Raw genomic sequence first — 15516 nt, forward strand, 5'->3', positions numbered from 1 at the left:
CCCGGCCGATCCCTTGTGATCGCCGGGCGTTTCCATTTCCGTTTGCTAAAAGGGGCTCACCCATGAATATTCGGCCTCCCGCCGCCACGGCGAGGACCATGCCTCCGTCCTCAGAGGAAACCAGCTGATGTTCCGACAAGATGCATCGGATCTGGCATACCGCCTTGGCCGTGAGGCCGAAGCGGTATGCCGGCATTATCTTGCCCTCGGCCGCCGGCAGGGCAATTACTGGCAGGTCGGAGATGTCCGGGGCGATCCCGGCCGGTCGATGTTCGTCCGCTTGCACCAGACGGCCAGAGGTCCCGCGGGCAAATGGAGCGATGCGGCGACAGGGGAACACGGGGATCTGCTTGATGTGATCCGTGAGACGCTCGGTCTGACCGATTTCAAGGACGTTGTGGAGGAAGCACGCCGGTTTTTGAGCCTGCCGCGTCCAGCATTGGAGTCTGTGCTTCCAGCGGGAAGACAAAACTGCCTGCCTGTGCCTTCTGGATCGCCTGAAGCCGCGCGGCGGCTCCTTGCCATGGCGAAGCCAATTGCCGGAACAATCGCAGAAACGTATTTACGCAATCGCGGCATTACGGCTTTCAACGAAACTGGAGCCCTGCGCTTTCATCCGCGTTGCTACTATCGTCCGGACGAGACTGGTCCGACCGAGGGTCTTCCGGCCATGATCGCCTCTGTCACCGACCTTACCGGCCTCCAGACGGGCGCGCACCGCACCTGGCTCGCTCTGGACGGATCGGACAAAGCCACCGTCGATCTCCCACGGAAGGCGATGGGGAACCTGCTCGGGTCCGGCGTGCGGTTCGGCAAGGCGGAAGACGTGCTTGCTGCGGGCGAGGGAATCGAAACAGTGCTGTCCGTTCGCACTGTCCTGCCGCGCCTGCCGTCGTTAGCGGCACTCTCGGCGGGCCATCTCGGTGCCATCCTGTTCCCCGATGGCCTGAAGCGCCTTTACATCCTGCGGGATCGCGATCCCGCCGGCGACCGGGCCTGGGACACCCTGATTGCCAGAGCGAATGCAGAGGGGATCGAGGCGGTCGCGCTGACGCCGCTGCTGGGGGATTTCAACGAGGACATTCGGCATCTGGGGGCCGTTGCCTTGAGGACGGCTCTGCAGGACCAGCTTCATCCCGAGGACGTCGGCCGGTTCCTCGCTGCGTGAGGCCGTGGAAGGGTAAAAAGACCGGTCCGGAACAATTCCAGCGCTGCCGTCATTCCTGTCAGGTCTCCTTTGCCTGAGGGGAGGCCGCCCCCGGCCTTCTTGAGAGGGCAGGCGGCCCACAAGCGGACCGACCGGGCAATGGCCGCGCTTCGGCTATTTTCCGCCGCGCGCCGGTGGCGCGCTTTGCATCGCGAGACAAAATAGCCGGGCTTGGCCATCCGGAGCCTTCGCCTTGCTCAGGTGCCCGGCCGAACCGCCCGTGGGCTAGTCGCTACCACGAAGGCCGCGATGGGCGCGGCACTTCCGGCAAAGGAAACCCGACATGCCTTACCAAGACCGCGACAGGGAATTTGAACCGGCCCAGGGCTCTTCACCAACCGACCACGCTCTCACCGAACTCCAGCTCTACGGCTGGCGCCCGTTCCAGGACGAGCCCGACCCGAGGCCTCTACCGGAAGCCAACGTTGTCGCCTCGGCCGTCGCCGATATCTTCGATGCCCTGGTCGCCACGCTTGGCGAAACACGCCTCGAGCCCGACCTCGGCGAACTCCTCTGGGGAACGGTCAACCTCTTTCACCGCGCGACCACCCGGATCGAGCGGGACCTCGATGGTAACGAACAAGCGCAAAAGCGTCTCCAGCGCGAACAGGACGGCAGCGAGGTGAAATCCGTGGAGCTTGAGCGCCTGACGGCGGAAGGGCAGAGCCTGATCGAGCGCCGGAACGCACTGGAACTCTTCCGCGATCTCGCCACGGAGAGCTTCGAGCAGCACCAGGGCAAACCGTGGCTCCCCCGCAACGGCTCGCGGGTCAGCCATCGCAATCTGACTTCGGCGATGATCGACAGCCGCGACTTCCTGGCCGCGAAACGCCGGGCGGAAACCGAGATCCTGCTGCCTGCCGGTCCCAGGATCGCCATTACCGGCGGGATCGACTTCAACGATCACCGGCTGATCTGGGCAAGGCTCGATCAGGTCCATGCCAAGCATCCCGAGATGGTGCTGCTTCATGGCGGCTCGCCCAAGGGAGCAGAACTCATAGCCTCCCGTTGGGCGGAACATCGCAAGGTGATGCAAGTGGCCTTCCGCCCCGACTGGGCCAAACACGCCAAGGCCGCGCCTTTCAAGCGCAATGACGCCATGCTGGAGGCGCTCCCGATCGGGGTTCTGGTCTTTCCCGGAACGGGCATTCAGGAAAACCTCGCCGACAAGGCCCGCAAGCTCGGCATCCCGGTCCTGAAATATGGGGGCGGCGCGTGAGCGCCCCCTTTTCGTTTCCGACACCCTTGACCCCGGACGTCGTCCTGGAGTCAAATGATCAGACTTGCAAAACCGGCGAAGCAGCTTAGTCGCAGGCGGAGCGTATCCATAGGCAGCCTGTCGTGATCCCTCAAAAATCACCGACGCCGGAGGCTGTCATGACGCTCATTCTGCTCGCCATCTCTCTTTCCATCATGCTCTGCATGCTCGCCTTCAACTTCGCGGTCTACGCCCTGCCGGTCATGGCCGGGATTGTGGTGTTCCAGCATGTCCATGCCGCTGGCATCGGTTTCGGCATGTCGGCGCTTGCGGCGCTCGGCAGCGCGGCATTCTCCGTTGGTCTGGTGATCGCGGGACTGGGCTTTGCCAGGAACTTGCTTCTGCGTCTGGTGGCGTTGGCAGTGTTCGCTGCACCGGCGGCGGTTGCCGGCTATGCACTGGCCCATGGACTGGTGAAACACGCCCTCGACTCCGCGGTCGCACTCAATCTTCTCTGCGGAACCTGTGGGTTGATCGTCGCTGTCGCCGCGATGATCAATCTCAGCGCGCTCGGCGAGAATGTGCTGTCACGGTGACTAAACTTGAGCAGGAGACCTTCGAGGCGTTTCCAGCTTCGCACGTAATAAATACCGAACGCCCTTGCTGGGGACATATGGCCTTCTCTACCAAGAACGAGCTTCAACCGGTCTGTGATGGTCCGCCTGATCGTGGCCAACCTGGCAGGCTTTGGAATTCTATGAGTCGACAAACGTTTCGGTGTCCAATGGAGCCGCGCCGGAGCGGATTGATGGGTACCGTCACCGTGCCGGACGCAAACTTCATGCATTCCCGCGACTTGAGAGCCGGTTCCTCGTTTTTCCACAGGACCGGTGCCAGGGGCCCAAGCCCGGAACCATTCGCGCAATCTCTTCTCACCATGGAAGTCATTGCGCATTTGCCGACTGACGAAGTGGCCCGTCACCGGCATTGAGAGTGGGTGGCGGGACTGCCGATGAGTTCCTGCCAGCTGGGATGATGTTTCTGCACCGTGTCTCCGAAGACGCTTTCCCGAAAGATCCTGTCCCTCCTCCTGAGTGACTCCCTAAGCCCGTTCGGTTTCGGCCGGCAACCCCCGCGGCGGGACCCGTGTTGGCGCGTACCTCGCCTGCCCGCACCTCGTCCCGCCTTGGGGGTCGGGCGGATGCCAAGGCATCCGTGCAGGCCTCTCCCGACGGTCTTGGCCGGGCATCATCGGAGGGACGGTCCCTCCGGTTGAAGCAACGGAGACTGAACATGCAGAACATCGTCATCCTCGCCGGCAACATCGGTCAGGTCCCGGAAACCCGCACCACCCATGGCGGCACCTCTATCACCCACTTCACCCTTGCCACCTCGCGCCCACGTTATTCCGAAGGCAAGGTGATCCGCGACGCAGAAGGTCACCGCGTCCAGGACACCGAATGGCACCGCATCACCTGCTTCAACGGCCTGGGCAAGACGGTCCAGCAGTATTGCGAAAAGGGCATGAAGGTCCTGGTCCGGGGCCGCATTCACTACACCAAATGGACCGATCAGGCGGGCGTCGATCGCTACGGCTGCGAGATCATCGCCGAAACGGTCGATTTCCTGAGCCGGGCCAAGCAGACCGGGAGCGATGGTGACGAATCCGGTGACCAGGACGAAATCCCGTTCTGAGGCGGGTATTTTCGGCCCGGCGGAGCAATCCGCCGGGTCATTGAAATCTCAACCGCCCGATCTCGGTACTTCAACAATTGCGAGGAGACTTCCCAGTCGATGTGCGGATCCGTCGGAACAATCATTTGTTACTCTTGCGAGAGCGACTGGAAGGGGCCGTCTCCGATCATCTGTCTTGACCGTCTCGATCTGGAAAAGCTGTCATCGCTACACAATACTCATACTCACCGGTCTACTTGCATCGCCACACCAAATCTACACCCAACATACTGCAAGTCCCTACAAGGCGGTGACTCTAGTGGACATCCTGCGCTGAGGCTTTGAATTGATCTTTTGCCGTCAAGGCAAAATTGGCTGGTAGCTGCAACCCGAGCGATGAAGCCAATCGTCTTGGCAGCATCGTTCGCCAGAACTTGCTTTGTTGGTCGAGCAATGCCGTATCACGCTCGAGATGGAGCTTTGGGCATGCCCCCCAGCAAAGCGGCAGAAATGAACAGGCGCTGCACTTTTCATTGCGTGTCGGATCGAAGTCGTCCCACCATTCTTTTTGTGTGGCCTGCAGTGCCGTAGACTTTGCGTCGAGTTGACCGACAGCGCGGTGAGGTTCGGTCACCTGCAAGCCGCAATTGTAGAGCGAGCCATCGGCACCAATTACAACGGAATTCTCGGCAATCGCAGCACAGACGGACCGGCGCGGATGTGGATAACGATCCAATGCGGCTGTCTTGTCGAGATAGATCTCCGGGACGAAGGCGCGGACAACGTCCCTTGTCGCCTCGAATTCCGCGTAAGCTAGCTCTGTCTTGCGAATAAACTCAACCTCGCTCGAATAGGGCGTCAACTTGGCGATCTGCAGCTTTGCCCTCGAGCCTGGCTCGAACCAACCGTTCGCCATCCCGAACTCGGCAAGGGACACCAAATCCGCGCTGTTTTTTGCGCTCAAATTGAAGCGTATATCGACAGTCACATCCGTTTTCAGGGCACCGATCAGTCTGATCGCGCTCTGAAACTGATCCTCACCGGAAAACTCGCGCCGATAGCGACGCACCTTGTTATGGGATTTCGCAAATCCATCGAACGTGATCTGTACGCGCTCTATCTTATTAGCACGGGCGAACGCGAGCGGATCGTCCGGCCATAGCGTCCCGTTGGTCAAGATAGATGCCGAGTAGCGGCATTCGAGATCCTTGCAGAGCGCCTGGAGACGTGACGAGGCCCCTTCCAAAAAGGATCGGTTCAACATGGGCTCGCCGCCGTACCAGTCTATGTGAAGCGCGGACTTTCCGGAAGAGGTAAGAATAGTCTCGACGTGCCGAACGATCTTGTCGATATTGGTAGTCTCGAGCTTGGCCTCATTACGTTTCTGAAAGCAATAAAAACACCCAAGATTGCAATTGTTGGTCGTGGTAACCGTCACGATAATTGGAGATTCGGCCTTAGTCTCCAGGAAGAGTTCCCGGATCTGCTTTATTTCGTCGAACCCCTGTTCAACAACAAACCCCCCGCTCAGCAAGGACTCTGACAAGGTCTCCCTGAGGTTGGTCAGATCAATCTTTGCCGGATGATTACACAGAGCGAAACCGAGATCCCCAGCGTCGCTTCCCGCAAAATGACACGATGCGCCCGTGCGCGCATTGTAGAGAATGACACTGCCAGTCTTTGTGGGGATCGAGAAGTTGTAACGTGACGTTGAATACATGACACGCCGCCAAGCTTCAGCTTTCCTCGATCAACGCCACGCAGTAGGTTGTCTCATGGCCGCAAAGTGTCGCCAAAGGCTTCGATTGCCCCTTCTCGTCGGCAACTCTGATGTCGATCTGCTCGATGCTTGCGCCCGGTTTGATCTTAATTGTCGGCTCGTTCTCAGTTGACTCGATCAAAGTAATCTTTTTCATGGCCTACGATCCTTCTCCATGAAGATCCGTCAACATATGATCAACTAGAGCGGGTAGATTAGCAAGTACAATCGACCCAGTTGCTCCACAATCTAACGCTGCGCAATCACCGCTACCTTCTTCGACAGTCGAAATTGTCTTCAATAAACACGTGTCAGATATCCCGGGCGGCCATTCGCCATCGTCCGCGGTTCAACCGCGAAAAAAATCCATCACATTGGCGCGTGGCGACCGGGCCGTTTCCGCACCGGCAGCGCCCGAAATGACCTTCTGAAGTATGAGCGGGGTCAAGAGACCGATCTGGAATGCCGTCAACGCCTGCGCTTGGCTGCCAAAATTCAACCAAGTAAAAGCCCCCGATACAAGTATCATCAGCGCTGTTATAATCCAATACATTGCGCTCTTGAGATATTCGGGAAACCGCGGATTTGTTCTTAGGCCATACCAATGAACCAACTCGGCGACCAGCCCTCCGAAAAGGCCAACCAGAAAAACGCCAAGTGCGGTGGTCAAAGCAACTCCGCCGCTCATACCCAATCCTCCAGTTCGACTGATCATCGACCCAAGTACGTTTGTAGTATAGCTGCTGACCGCTTTTCCAGTCCGATCTTCATGGGTTCGCGGTCTCGGTTGCATTTTTCTGTGGAGGGAACCTTTGCGTTAGCCAGCGCAATTGCGGTCCTTCTGTCCTGCGATCCGCCTGTAAAACTCCACGATGAGGAACTTACCCGTGGATCGTTGGAAGACATGTTTCGAGGTTTAGGATCCAACGATAAGCAGGGTCACTGTGAACTCATTCTTGTGTTGTCGGGCCATGGCGACCAAATCGATACAAAAACCGGGTTTTGTACGTATGAGGCGCACCCTGATCGTGTAGACCTCACAGGCCGTGAGCTCGCATGTCTGGTTATGCTTGCCCGACCAGCCAAAGTGACGGCCGTGTTTGACTTCTGCTATGCTGGCGGCGTCGCGCAGGATTTTCGAACCGCGCTGTCAGATCACTTGGGTTGCGAGAATGTTCTGATTATTGCGGGTGCTTCGTCGCAGCAACTGGCTTACGAGCACCCCGCTCTCGGCAGGGGGCTGTTCACGATCGCTCTGCACGAAGCACTCGTTGACAAGCGGCTCTTCGCACTTGCGGAGGCGGCCGAGGCTACCCTGCAAAAATCGTTCTTGGAACCGGCATCGTGCGACCTGGCGCGACTCTTTGTTTTCGCAAGAGAGCGCACTGAACAGCTCGCCTATCTATTCGCCGGCGGGCGCATGCAAACGCCAGCACTGTACGGCGCCGGTCATCTTGCGCTTAGGTGGTCAGACGAAGCGGTCGGGCCGCCAACGGCGCCGGAATCGAGGCGCGCGTTAGCGCAGCGCGTTCGACGTGTGTTTAGCTGGAGCGCGACCATCGTTCTTACAGTCAGCTTGCTTCTCTACTTCCTGCAGTACCACATCGCTGTTCAGCCGAACGGCTGGATCGAGTTGCGGCCTGGACCTCCCTGGATGTCTTCTTTGCTTCCGGACGCGATGGGATCGGGAGTGCAGTTGGCGGTCGCCGTCGACGATCTCGAGCCTGCGTCACCTCGCTGGGATGATGAGCGGATCGTGGCACGGACGACTTTGATGCGAGGAGGCATAGGCGGGTTTGTCAATCACCCGATAGGCGATCAAGAGAACTGGGAAGCTCGGTTGGCCTCCGAGTTGTCTGAGGAAGCTGCACGGCGAATGGATTTCATCTCGTCGCACTCGGAGATGATCGACGTCTGTGAGTCTAAGGAAATTCGGCGTGACCGGTTCCGCGACTTTCAATTCGCGCTCGAAGCTGCATTGCTCGACCGCGGGCGGTCGTGCCCCGCCAGCTATTTTCTATTGAACGGTCCCGAGATCAACGATCTTTATGACGTCGAAGACGTTCGAATGGTCGCGGACTTTGGCCTTTCAAAGCTTTCCGATCAGGCTGTACGGATATACTTGGCCGGACTTGCTCTGGCTTACAGCGAGACTCGCGATGAGGAAGAGCGACGGCGCGCATTGGAAGCAGCAATATTGCTGGTCTCCTTTCGGGCAGAACGCGGTGTGGTGAGATCACCGGACTGGCTCGCCTTCTTACGGTTCGTCGAGGACGTGGCGCGAAGTCCCAGACTCACAGTGCCACCGAACGGTGCGGTCTTTCCACGTCTAGATAAATGTGGAGCGGGCTGGTGCGAATTGGCGATGAAAACTGCGGAGTATTTCGCGGCAGGCCCTGAGGCGTCTGGCATGGGCAGCGCCGCCGGCATGATGATGTGGCTGATGGCGAAAGACTCGGAGCGTCAGCCAGCGGAAGGTGACGCAACACACGCTTGGTCGCTCCCGCCCCTCCTGCTCCTAGCTCGCAGCGGTGGACTAGAAGAACGGGACCTCGATTTAATCATCCGGCGCTTTGGATTGTTTGCGGTGAGCGACGATCTTTTCTTTCTTGATCCAACGTGGTTGCCAAGGTTCGCGCGCGTCCTTCCTCTGAGTGAGGAGTGGACCGTTCCCTTGTGGCGCTGCGCGCTTGGCAAGACTGACAACTCACTTCCCTGCTTGCCACTCGATTCCGCTCTTGCTGCACGCGTATTAGCCGCGCAGGGCCGCTTCCTGAGCACCCAGGGCTTGGCTCAGCTCGTCGCGCGACTTGACGATGGCATTAAAGACCAGCGTGATGTCGTAACCTATGCCTCCGAGATAGTAGACCTTGCGTGTTGGGCGCCTATGCCGGACCGCTGGGTCGCAGGTCTGGAGAGAGGCGTTGCGTACGACGTTCAGATAGCACCGCCACGGGCTGCAGATCCGCTAACGGGCGTCCAAATCATTGAGGTAACAGATGTGTCGGTCGCACAGGCACTGGCGGCATCGGTGAAGAGTGATCACGGCAGCACGCCGGCATCCATAGACCTGCTGATTCGATACGCATCCAACCACTTGTCGTACACGGGTCTCGATGTTGTTTATCGCGCATTGGCAGATAAGCTGCGACAGACGAGCGATCCAACACCGTTTGACCTCGCGCGTTCGCTCCAGGGTTCAAAATCCAGTGCTCAGGCACGAGCAGTTCTGCTGCGCGCCCTAATAATCGCAACGGAGCATGACGTGCTTAAGGACATCCGCGTCGTGAGTGGCCCCCGTTTCTGGCGCCTCGATGCGGTCCTGGCCGCGCGCGGACAGCTTGGCGACTACCAGTTTGAACTGGACCAATACTGCGATTAAATAAAAGAACTTCATCTTTTAGCCAGGGATCGGATCGATTTAGCGTCCAAGAATGGACGTGATCGCACAGGCACAGCAACGCCGCACAGTTGAGTCCGGCCTAATTAGTACTGACGAGCAAGCGCATATCGAAGCGAGGTTTACAAATATTTCTAATCGTCAAGCACGGACTTCGAATTTTCTGAACCAGCAGAGGTTCGTTTCAGCAATTGCGCGGCTTCTACACCGAGCACTTGCGCCAATCTGTCAACGACATCGATGCTGGCGTTGTACATGTTGCGTTCCAAGGCGCTGATGTAGGTCCGATCAATCCCCGCCTCGTGCGCAAGTTCCTCCTGTGACAGGCCTTTAGCCTGCCGCAAAGCTCTCAGGTTTTGCGCGAACACCTCTCGGATTTCCATAAATCCGAGAGCAGCGCCTTGAAGAGTATTTCACCACGGAGTATTCTCTACAAACGAACTTCGGCGGGCTTGATCCTCGGGTTGCATTCGTACGCTTACGCAGAAATCTCTGAGTAATCGACGGTTATTGCGGGCCGAATTCGTTGTTTTTCGCCCGTTCCGATGCGCTGCGTGCATCACGCGATGCGTTGGGCGAACCTTACAGCCATTCTTAATTGTTGTTACAAAGAGATAGGCATCACCGCTTTCACGGCGGTACCAGGTAAAGGGGGACGCGCGATGACTGAGCCGGGATTTCTCGATCAGGCACCGGACACAAATCAACTCACCGACTACGACAAAAAGCACTTCAAGCTTTATATGCGTCTCCTCGACGCCAAGGCGGACGGTGCAGATTGGACAGAAGCCGTCCAGGTCCTGTTCGGCCTTGATCCGGACCGCGAACCCGAGCGGACACGGCGCATTCACGACAGCCATCTGGCACGCGCGCAATGGATGACGGAACACGGCTACCGGCTGCTCCTGGCGGAAGGCGAGGGGAATTGACCTCATTTGGCGATGCATTCCGCGCATCATGTTCTCCCAACCCAAGGGGTTCCAATCCCTACTACAACTTATGATGGTTCCGGCCTCCAATTGCATGTTTCCTGCATTTCAGGAGGTTGCCGATGGTGCCGGATGTTTCGCAGTGGCGTTCAGCCGCTGCGTACGAATATTTTGACGATTCGAGTGTCCCCAACCTTTGCTGGGAGGGCCTCAGACGAAGTTCTAATTATCAGCGAGAATTTGCAGACCTGAAAGCCGAAGGGAGGTCTCCTGACGAGATGGACGCATTGCTCCGCGCTCGCTGGGGGATTTCGTTTCGCAACAAGTCCGGATTTGACGGCTCTGGATGAACCCATTCACTGGGAGCCGGTTGCCGATACGTCGAAGCTTATCCTGAAAAAAGCGGTAACCGGGTTCAGAACGGACGAAACTAGCCTTTTCAATATTCAAACCCTCCGCGGCGGGATCACCCGTCATAGCCCTGATGGAATGCATGTCATCCTCGGAAAAGGGCTGAAATCCGTCCATCTTCTGCTTCAGGACACTCACTTTACCGAATATCCGCTCACTATTTTTTCCCCACTGGACCACAGTGCGCGCGCCCGGCACAGGGCAATGGGGCGCTTCCTGGATTTCCTCGAAGGCAAAGAGATGGGTGCGGACCGCCGACTTACCCCGCAGAAACGCCTTCGGTTCAAATCCATGTTGCGGGCGGTTGATGGCCGCTCAAACGGTGCCTCCTATAGGGAAATTGCCGAAAACCTCTTCGGCGCCAGGCGGGTGGCGTCAGAGCCATGGAAAACCTCTCCCCTTCGCGACACGACCATGCGGCTTGTACGGGACGGCCTCGCCATGGTTGCCGGCGGCTATCTGGACCTGCTTCGCCGCTAGGAAGCCCGAAAGTTCGAAGGGGTGCGATTTTCGTCCTCCCATCTTCGCACTCCCTCTTCGCTTCTTCCCTCCGCCATCGTGACCTCCATCGGCCGCTGCTGACCAGCGGCGCTCACCAATCCCTGGAGGTTCGACCATGCCCGATCCGCTCGCCGGAATGCCGCCGCGCTTTCTGCGCACCCCCGAAGCTGCGCGTTTTCTCGGCCTCTCCGGCCGCACGCTCGAAAAGCATCGCACATATGGAACGGGCCCTGCCTATCGCAAGCTCGGTGGCCGTGTCGTCTATTCGCTCGAGGACCTGCAGGCCTGGGCCAATCGGGGCGCTGTCACGTCGACTTCCGACCCGAGCGGGCAGGTGCTTCCGGCCAAGCGCCACAATGCGCAACAGACAGACGGCTCCGGCCGTGCCGTGCGGTGAGGCGTGCCGTGATGGACCGCGAGTCCCCTTCACCTCACGATCAGCTCGATCTTTTCCGGGCGCTGCCCGGAGATCTTGCCCCGCGCGATGCGCAGGATCTGATGGCCTATCCCTTCTTCTCGCTTGCCAAATCCAGGCGCTTGAAGCCGATAGACTTCAGGGCAGGGCCAATCGTCATTCGTGTCGAAGCGGTGGCAGAGCACGGCATGGCGACCATCTGGGACGCGGATATCCTGATCTGGGCCGCTTCGCAGATCGTCGAGGCACGTGATGCCGGTCTTCGGACCTCGCGCCTGATGGCGGCCACTCCTTACGAGATCCTGACCTTCATCGGGCGGGGTGTCAGCCGGAGGGATTACGATCGGCTCAAAGCCGCTCTCGACCGACTGCAGTCGACGACAGTCGCGACCTCAATCCGTCAGCCGACCGAACGGCGCATGCATCGCTTTTCCTGGATCAATGAGTGGAAGGAGAGGGCCGACCATCGTGGTCGTCCTCTTGGCCTCGAGTTGATCCTGCCCGACTGGTTCTACGCCACCGTTCTCGAAGACGCCCTCGTGCTGACCATCGACCGCGCGTATTTCAGCCTGACCGGCGGTCTCGAGCGCTGGCTTTACCGGCTCGTACGCAAACATGGCGGCCGCCAGGAATATGGCTGGAGCTTCTCGCTCAAGCACCTCCACGCCAAGTCCGGCAGCCTCTCACCGCTCAAGCACTTCACCTACGACCTGCGTGACATTGTCCGCCGGCAGCCTCTGCCGGGCTATCGCCTGGAATTGGTGCGGGCGTCAGATGCGCCACCGCGCCTGTCTTTCGCGCCGACCGGTGAGGCGTCTGTCTCCCGCACATCTCGTCAACGCCGCACCAACATTCGATCTGGGGGAAAGCTGTGAATTCACTCGTGCTATCAGGGACCGAAACTGTCGTGCCATCGGGGACCCGAACCTCGTGCTATCGGGGACCGAAATCGGCAAATCCGGCAGCAGAAGCAATAGGTTATTCGCCCCGTAACTTTCCTAACCAGAATTCCTTCGGAATTCTTCTAACGCCGGCGCGGTTTTGGGCCTCTACGGATAAGTCCCCAAAGTGTCGTGGAGCAGCGACATGATCATCGCGTTGCTCAACCAGAAGGGCGGTGTCGGCAAGACGACGCTGGCGCTCAATCTCGCGGGAGAATGGGCAAGACGCGGCAAGCGCGTCACGCTCATCGACGCCGACCCGCAGGGATCGGCTCTGGACTGGTCGGAAGCTCGCAGTCGGGAGGGCCTGCCGAGACTGTTCGGAGTAGTCGGGCTTGCCCGAGACACGCTGCATCGGGAAGCTCCGGATCTCGCCCAGAGCGCCGATCATGTCGTCATCGACGGACCGCCCCGCGTCGCTGGCCTGATGCGCTCGGCGCTGCTCGCCGCCGACCTGGTTCTGATCCCGGTGCAGCCATCGCCGCTCGACGGCTGGGCGTCGGCGGAGATGTTGGCTCTCGTGAACGAAGCGCGGATCTACCGGCTGCAGTTGACGGCGCGCTTCGTTCTCAATCGCTGCGGCGCCCGGACCGTCATTGCCCGCGATACGGCCGAAGCCCTGTCCGACAACGATCCGCCAGTGCTTGTCCAAACCGTCGGCCAACGTGTTGCCTTTGCGAGTGCCGCGCAGTCCGGCCGGCTTGTGAGCGAACCGGACAAGGTGACGTCGGGTGCCAGGGAAATCGCAGCCCTGGTGTCGGAGATCGACAGGCTCGGGATCGAAAGGTCCGGGCCATGAGCAAGCAGTCCAACCGCCAAGGCTTTGCATCGCGGCCGGCTGATCCCGAACGTTGGATCAAGTCGGCTGAGGGCAAATCAAATGCCACAGTCGCGAACGGCTTTACCGCCCGCCTTACGATCGACGTGACACCCGATCAGCGCGCCCGGATCAAGATCGTGGCCTTCCAACGCGGCATCACCGTTGCCGACATGCTGCGCGATCTCTTCGCGCGCGAATTCCCGATCACCGACGGAGAAAAGCCATGAGCGAGAAACCGCGCCGCAGATGGATGGGCAATCCCTTGCCCGATGACGTCACCTCGGAGATGACCTTGGTCGAACTCACATGGGAAAAAGGCAAGATCGAACACTGGATCCGTTTCGGCCGCCAGTCCTATGAGCATATTCTCAACGGTAGCGACCGCATCGTCGGGTTCGCGCCCGGGTCGATATTCTGTTTCGTCCGTTGGGCGGCGAACGGCTACGGCACCATCGTCTCGCGCATCGATATCTTGAGTGCGGTCGGACGCGGCGCCCCTTACCAGACATTGCCCTTCGTGCGGCCCGGCGGGGAATTGCTTCTGAAGATCCATGGCTGGCCGAAGGTTGAGCGGGTGCTGCAGGCAATCGACGCGATCGAGACGCTCGCCATCGAGCCGGCGGATGCCTCACCGGACTATTGGCGTCATCTTCACAACCGCCTGACCGTCGGAGAAGAAGCCCATCCCTATACGCGGCCCGAGCATCACGCCTGGCTCAAACGGCGGCGGGCACAATGATGCGCAGGCGTAGATTTATCTTCGCGGGAACTGCCTTGTCCGCCGCGCTCACCCTGACGCCAGTGGTAGTCGATTGGCGCCCGCGCCTGATCTGGAATGCCTCGGCAAGTGTGCCGGTCGGGCTCTATTTTGCGCAATCCGTAGGTCGTTTGGAGGTCGGTAATCTGGTTGCCGTCACGCCGCCCAAAGAACTCACCGACTTCCTCGCTCAACGCGAATACCTTCCGCGTGGTGTGCCATTGATCAAGCACGTGCTCGCGCTGCCGGGCACCGCTGTCTGTCGCAAGGGGGCGACGATTTTCGTAGACGGCAAGCCGTTTGGACAAGCGCGGGAACGTGACCGGTTGGGCCGTTCTCTGCCGCGCTGGCGGGGTTGCGGCTTGCTTGCTGAAGGCGAAATCTTTCTCATGAACCCGGACGCGCCTGACAGTTTTGATGGCCGGTATTTCGGGCCGCTCCCGGTCACCGCGATTACCGCAAAGCTCACGCCGGTCTGGACTGACGAGCCCGCTCACTTCGAGCAATCACCGAACCGCCGCCCTCCTTCCCGATCGAGCGGGCAGGGGTAATGCCATGCGTCACACTGCCTACCTTCTCCTTACCGGCCTGTTCCTCGATTGCATTTCGGCTCATGCGGAGCCGGCAAGTGCCGAGACATTCAGGTTGCGAGCGGCAGGTGATCCATATGCCGCTCACATCGCGGAAGCTTCACAGCGTTTTGGCGTTCCGGCGCATTGGATCAGAGCGGTCCTGGACATGGAAAGCGACGGCAATCCGAATGCGGTCTCCGCCGCCGGCGCCATGGGGCTGATGCAGGTGATGCCCGAAACCTGGGAGGAACTGCGCATCCGATACGGTCTCAAGTCGGATACATTTGATCCACACGACAACATCCTCGCGGGCACGGCGTATCTCCGGGAGATGTTCGACCGGTACGCCGACATCACTGGCATGCTTGCCGCATACAATGCCGGTCCAGCGCGCTATGACGCCTATCTGGAAGACTGTCGAACATTGCCTGCTGAAACGCGGACTTATGTCGCGCTGCTCGCCCCGGCACTCGGCGGCCATCCGCTCCTGGACGTCAGCGGTACATCCGCTTGTTCGTCGGATTGGCGCGACGCACCTCTCTTTGCGGGTAGTGAAACCGCCGATGCGACGGCAAATCGGCAGCAATACGACGGTAGGTCCAGTGCAACCCGGCGTGCAGCTGAAATTGGCCACAGGTACGCTCGTTCCGAGACGGATGAAACTCTGTTTGTCTCCAGATCTTCAGGTGAGGGTTTTCGATGAGCGCGGTCGACGGAGCCCGCACTCTGGAGTGCATCTGCGCAGGACTGAGCAGATTAGGGCCGGCGGCGTGTGACGCGGCCGGGGGATGGCGAGATAAAAGGGCGCAAGGTGCGCTTGGGTCGGTCGGTTGTTTTTGCTTGTCTTTTTGTTGTGTTTCGCAATGTGCTGCCAAAATCCGCAATCTGCGCTCAACGCTTATCGTTCTGAACTTGCTTGGATTTTTGCACCT

20 protein-coding genes are annotated in these 15516 nt (G+C 59.4%); 16 read left to right on the top strand and 4 right to left on the bottom strand.

Annotated elements, in window-relative coordinates:
• The first annotated feature begins 127 nt into the window (after nt 1-127).
• The 5 genes from ACX3M4_RS20355 (at nt 128) to ACX3M4_RS20375 (ending at nt 4100) form a co-directional block, all read left to right on the top strand.
• On the top strand, nt 128-1168 hold the full coding sequence (locus tag ACX3M4_RS20355; RefSeq protein WP_459354809.1) for a DUF7146 domain-containing protein: 1041 nt from the start codon (nt 128-130) through the stop codon (nt 1166-1168).
• A gap of 322 nt (nt 1169-1490) precedes the next feature.
• Nucleotides 1491-2426, top strand: a complete 936-nt coding sequence (locus tag ACX3M4_RS20360) for a DUF2493 domain-containing protein (protein WP_459354810.1) — start codon at nt 1491-1493, stop codon at nt 2424-2426.
• A gap of 158 nt (nt 2427-2584) precedes the next feature.
• A complete protein-coding gene (locus ACX3M4_RS20365) occupies nt 2585-3001 on the top strand; it encodes a hypothetical protein (RefSeq protein ID WP_459354811.1) in 417 nt (138 codons plus the stop codon).
• A gap of 212 nt (nt 3002-3213) precedes the next feature.
• Complete coding sequence (locus ACX3M4_RS20370; protein WP_459354812.1) at nt 3214-3396, top strand: hypothetical protein; 183 nt, start codon at nt 3214-3216, stop codon at nt 3394-3396.
• 302 nt (nt 3397-3698) lie between these two features.
• On the top strand, nt 3699-4100 hold the full coding sequence (locus tag ACX3M4_RS20375) for a single-stranded DNA-binding protein (protein WP_459354813.1): 402 nt from the start codon (nt 3699-3701) through the stop codon (nt 4098-4100).
• Nucleotides 4101-4395: 295 nt separating this feature from the next.
• Here ACX3M4_RS20375 and ACX3M4_RS20380 read toward each other — a convergent pair whose 3' ends face one another.
• The 3 genes from ACX3M4_RS20380 to ACX3M4_RS20390 all read right to left on the bottom strand — a co-directional run bounded on the left by ACX3M4_RS20380 (nt 4396) and on the right by ACX3M4_RS20390 (nt 6526).
• Nucleotides 4396-5799, bottom strand: coding sequence for a radical SAM protein (locus ACX3M4_RS20380; RefSeq protein WP_459354814.1), 1404 nt, complete (start codon nt 5797-5799; stop codon nt 4396-4398).
• Between the two features lie 16 nt (nt 5800-5815).
• A complete protein-coding gene (locus ACX3M4_RS20385) occupies nt 5816-5995 on the bottom strand; it encodes a hypothetical protein (RefSeq protein WP_459354815.1) in 180 nt (59 codons plus the stop codon).
• 192 nt (nt 5996-6187) lie between these two features.
• The gene (locus ACX3M4_RS20390; RefSeq protein ID WP_459354816.1) at nt 6188-6526 is read right to left on the bottom strand and encodes a hypothetical protein; all 339 of its coding nucleotides are present in this window, start codon (nt 6524-6526) and stop codon (nt 6188-6190) included.
• Between the two features lie 207 nt (nt 6527-6733).
• Here ACX3M4_RS20390 and ACX3M4_RS20395 point away from each other — a divergent pair, with 207 nt between their 5' ends.
• A complete protein-coding gene (locus ACX3M4_RS20395) occupies nt 6734-9220 on the top strand; it encodes a hypothetical protein (RefSeq protein WP_459354817.1) in 2487 nt (828 codons plus the stop codon).
• Between the two features lie 152 nt (nt 9221-9372).
• Here ACX3M4_RS20395 and ACX3M4_RS20400 read toward each other — a convergent pair whose 3' ends face one another.
• Nucleotides 9373-9621, bottom strand: a complete 249-nt coding sequence (locus ACX3M4_RS20400) for a helix-turn-helix domain-containing protein (RefSeq protein WP_459354818.1) — start codon at nt 9619-9621, stop codon at nt 9373-9375.
• A gap of 279 nt (nt 9622-9900) precedes the next feature.
• Between ACX3M4_RS20400 and ACX3M4_RS20405 the strand changes: the two genes are divergently transcribed.
• From ACX3M4_RS20405 to ACX3M4_RS20450, 10 genes are all read left to right on the top strand, one after another.
• Entirely contained in the window at nt 9901-10167 is a 267-nt protein-coding gene (locus ACX3M4_RS20405) for a DNA -binding domain-containing protein (protein ID WP_459354819.1), read from the top strand.
• Between the two features lie 122 nt (nt 10168-10289).
• Nucleotides 10290-10517 carry a transcriptional regulator domain-containing protein gene (locus ACX3M4_RS20410; RefSeq protein ID WP_459354820.1) on the top strand — a complete coding sequence of 76 codons (228 nt, stop codon included), beginning with the start codon at nt 10290-10292 and terminating at the stop codon, nt 10515-10517.
• A complete protein-coding gene (locus ACX3M4_RS20415) occupies nt 10501-11058 on the top strand; it encodes a DUF2285 domain-containing protein (RefSeq protein WP_459354821.1) in 558 nt (185 codons plus the stop codon). Before ACX3M4_RS20410 ends, ACX3M4_RS20415 begins: the two co-directional genes overlap by 17 nt.
• A 136-nt stretch (nt 11059-11194) precedes the next feature.
• Complete coding sequence (locus ACX3M4_RS20420) at nt 11195-11476, top strand: helix-turn-helix transcriptional regulator (protein WP_459354822.1); 282 nt, start codon at nt 11195-11197, stop codon at nt 11474-11476.
• Between the two features lie 11 nt (nt 11477-11487).
• Nucleotides 11488-12369: a replication initiator protein A gene (locus ACX3M4_RS20425; protein ID WP_459354823.1), complete on the top strand. Its 882-nt coding sequence runs from the start codon at nt 11488-11490 to the stop codon at nt 12367-12369.
• 211 nt (nt 12370-12580) lie between these two features.
• Nucleotides 12581-13234, top strand: coding sequence for a ParA family partition ATPase (parA, locus tag ACX3M4_RS20430; protein WP_459354824.1), 654 nt, complete (start codon nt 12581-12583; stop codon nt 13232-13234).
• Nucleotides 13231-13482, top strand: coding sequence for a hypothetical protein (locus ACX3M4_RS20435; protein WP_459354825.1), 252 nt, complete (start codon nt 13231-13233; stop codon nt 13480-13482). The genes parA and ACX3M4_RS20435 overlap by 4 nt, the downstream gene beginning before the upstream one ends.
• Nucleotides 13479-13994, top strand: coding sequence for a DUF2840 domain-containing protein (locus ACX3M4_RS20440; protein ID WP_459354826.1), 516 nt, complete (start codon nt 13479-13481; stop codon nt 13992-13994). The genes ACX3M4_RS20435 and ACX3M4_RS20440 overlap by 4 nt, the downstream gene beginning before the upstream one ends.
• Nucleotides 13994-14563, top strand: a complete 570-nt coding sequence (locus tag ACX3M4_RS20445; protein ID WP_459359472.1) for a S26 family signal peptidase — start codon at nt 13994-13996, stop codon at nt 14561-14563. Before ACX3M4_RS20440 ends, ACX3M4_RS20445 begins: the two co-directional genes overlap by 1 nt.
• Nucleotides 14564-14567: 4 nt before the next feature.
• Nucleotides 14568-15287: a lytic transglycosylase domain-containing protein gene (locus ACX3M4_RS20450; RefSeq protein ID WP_459354827.1), complete on the top strand. Its 720-nt coding sequence runs from the start codon at nt 14568-14570 to the stop codon at nt 15285-15287.
• Nucleotides 15288-15516: the final 229 nt, after the last annotated feature.

The organism is Roseibium sp. M-1 (genome assembly GCF_054515675.1).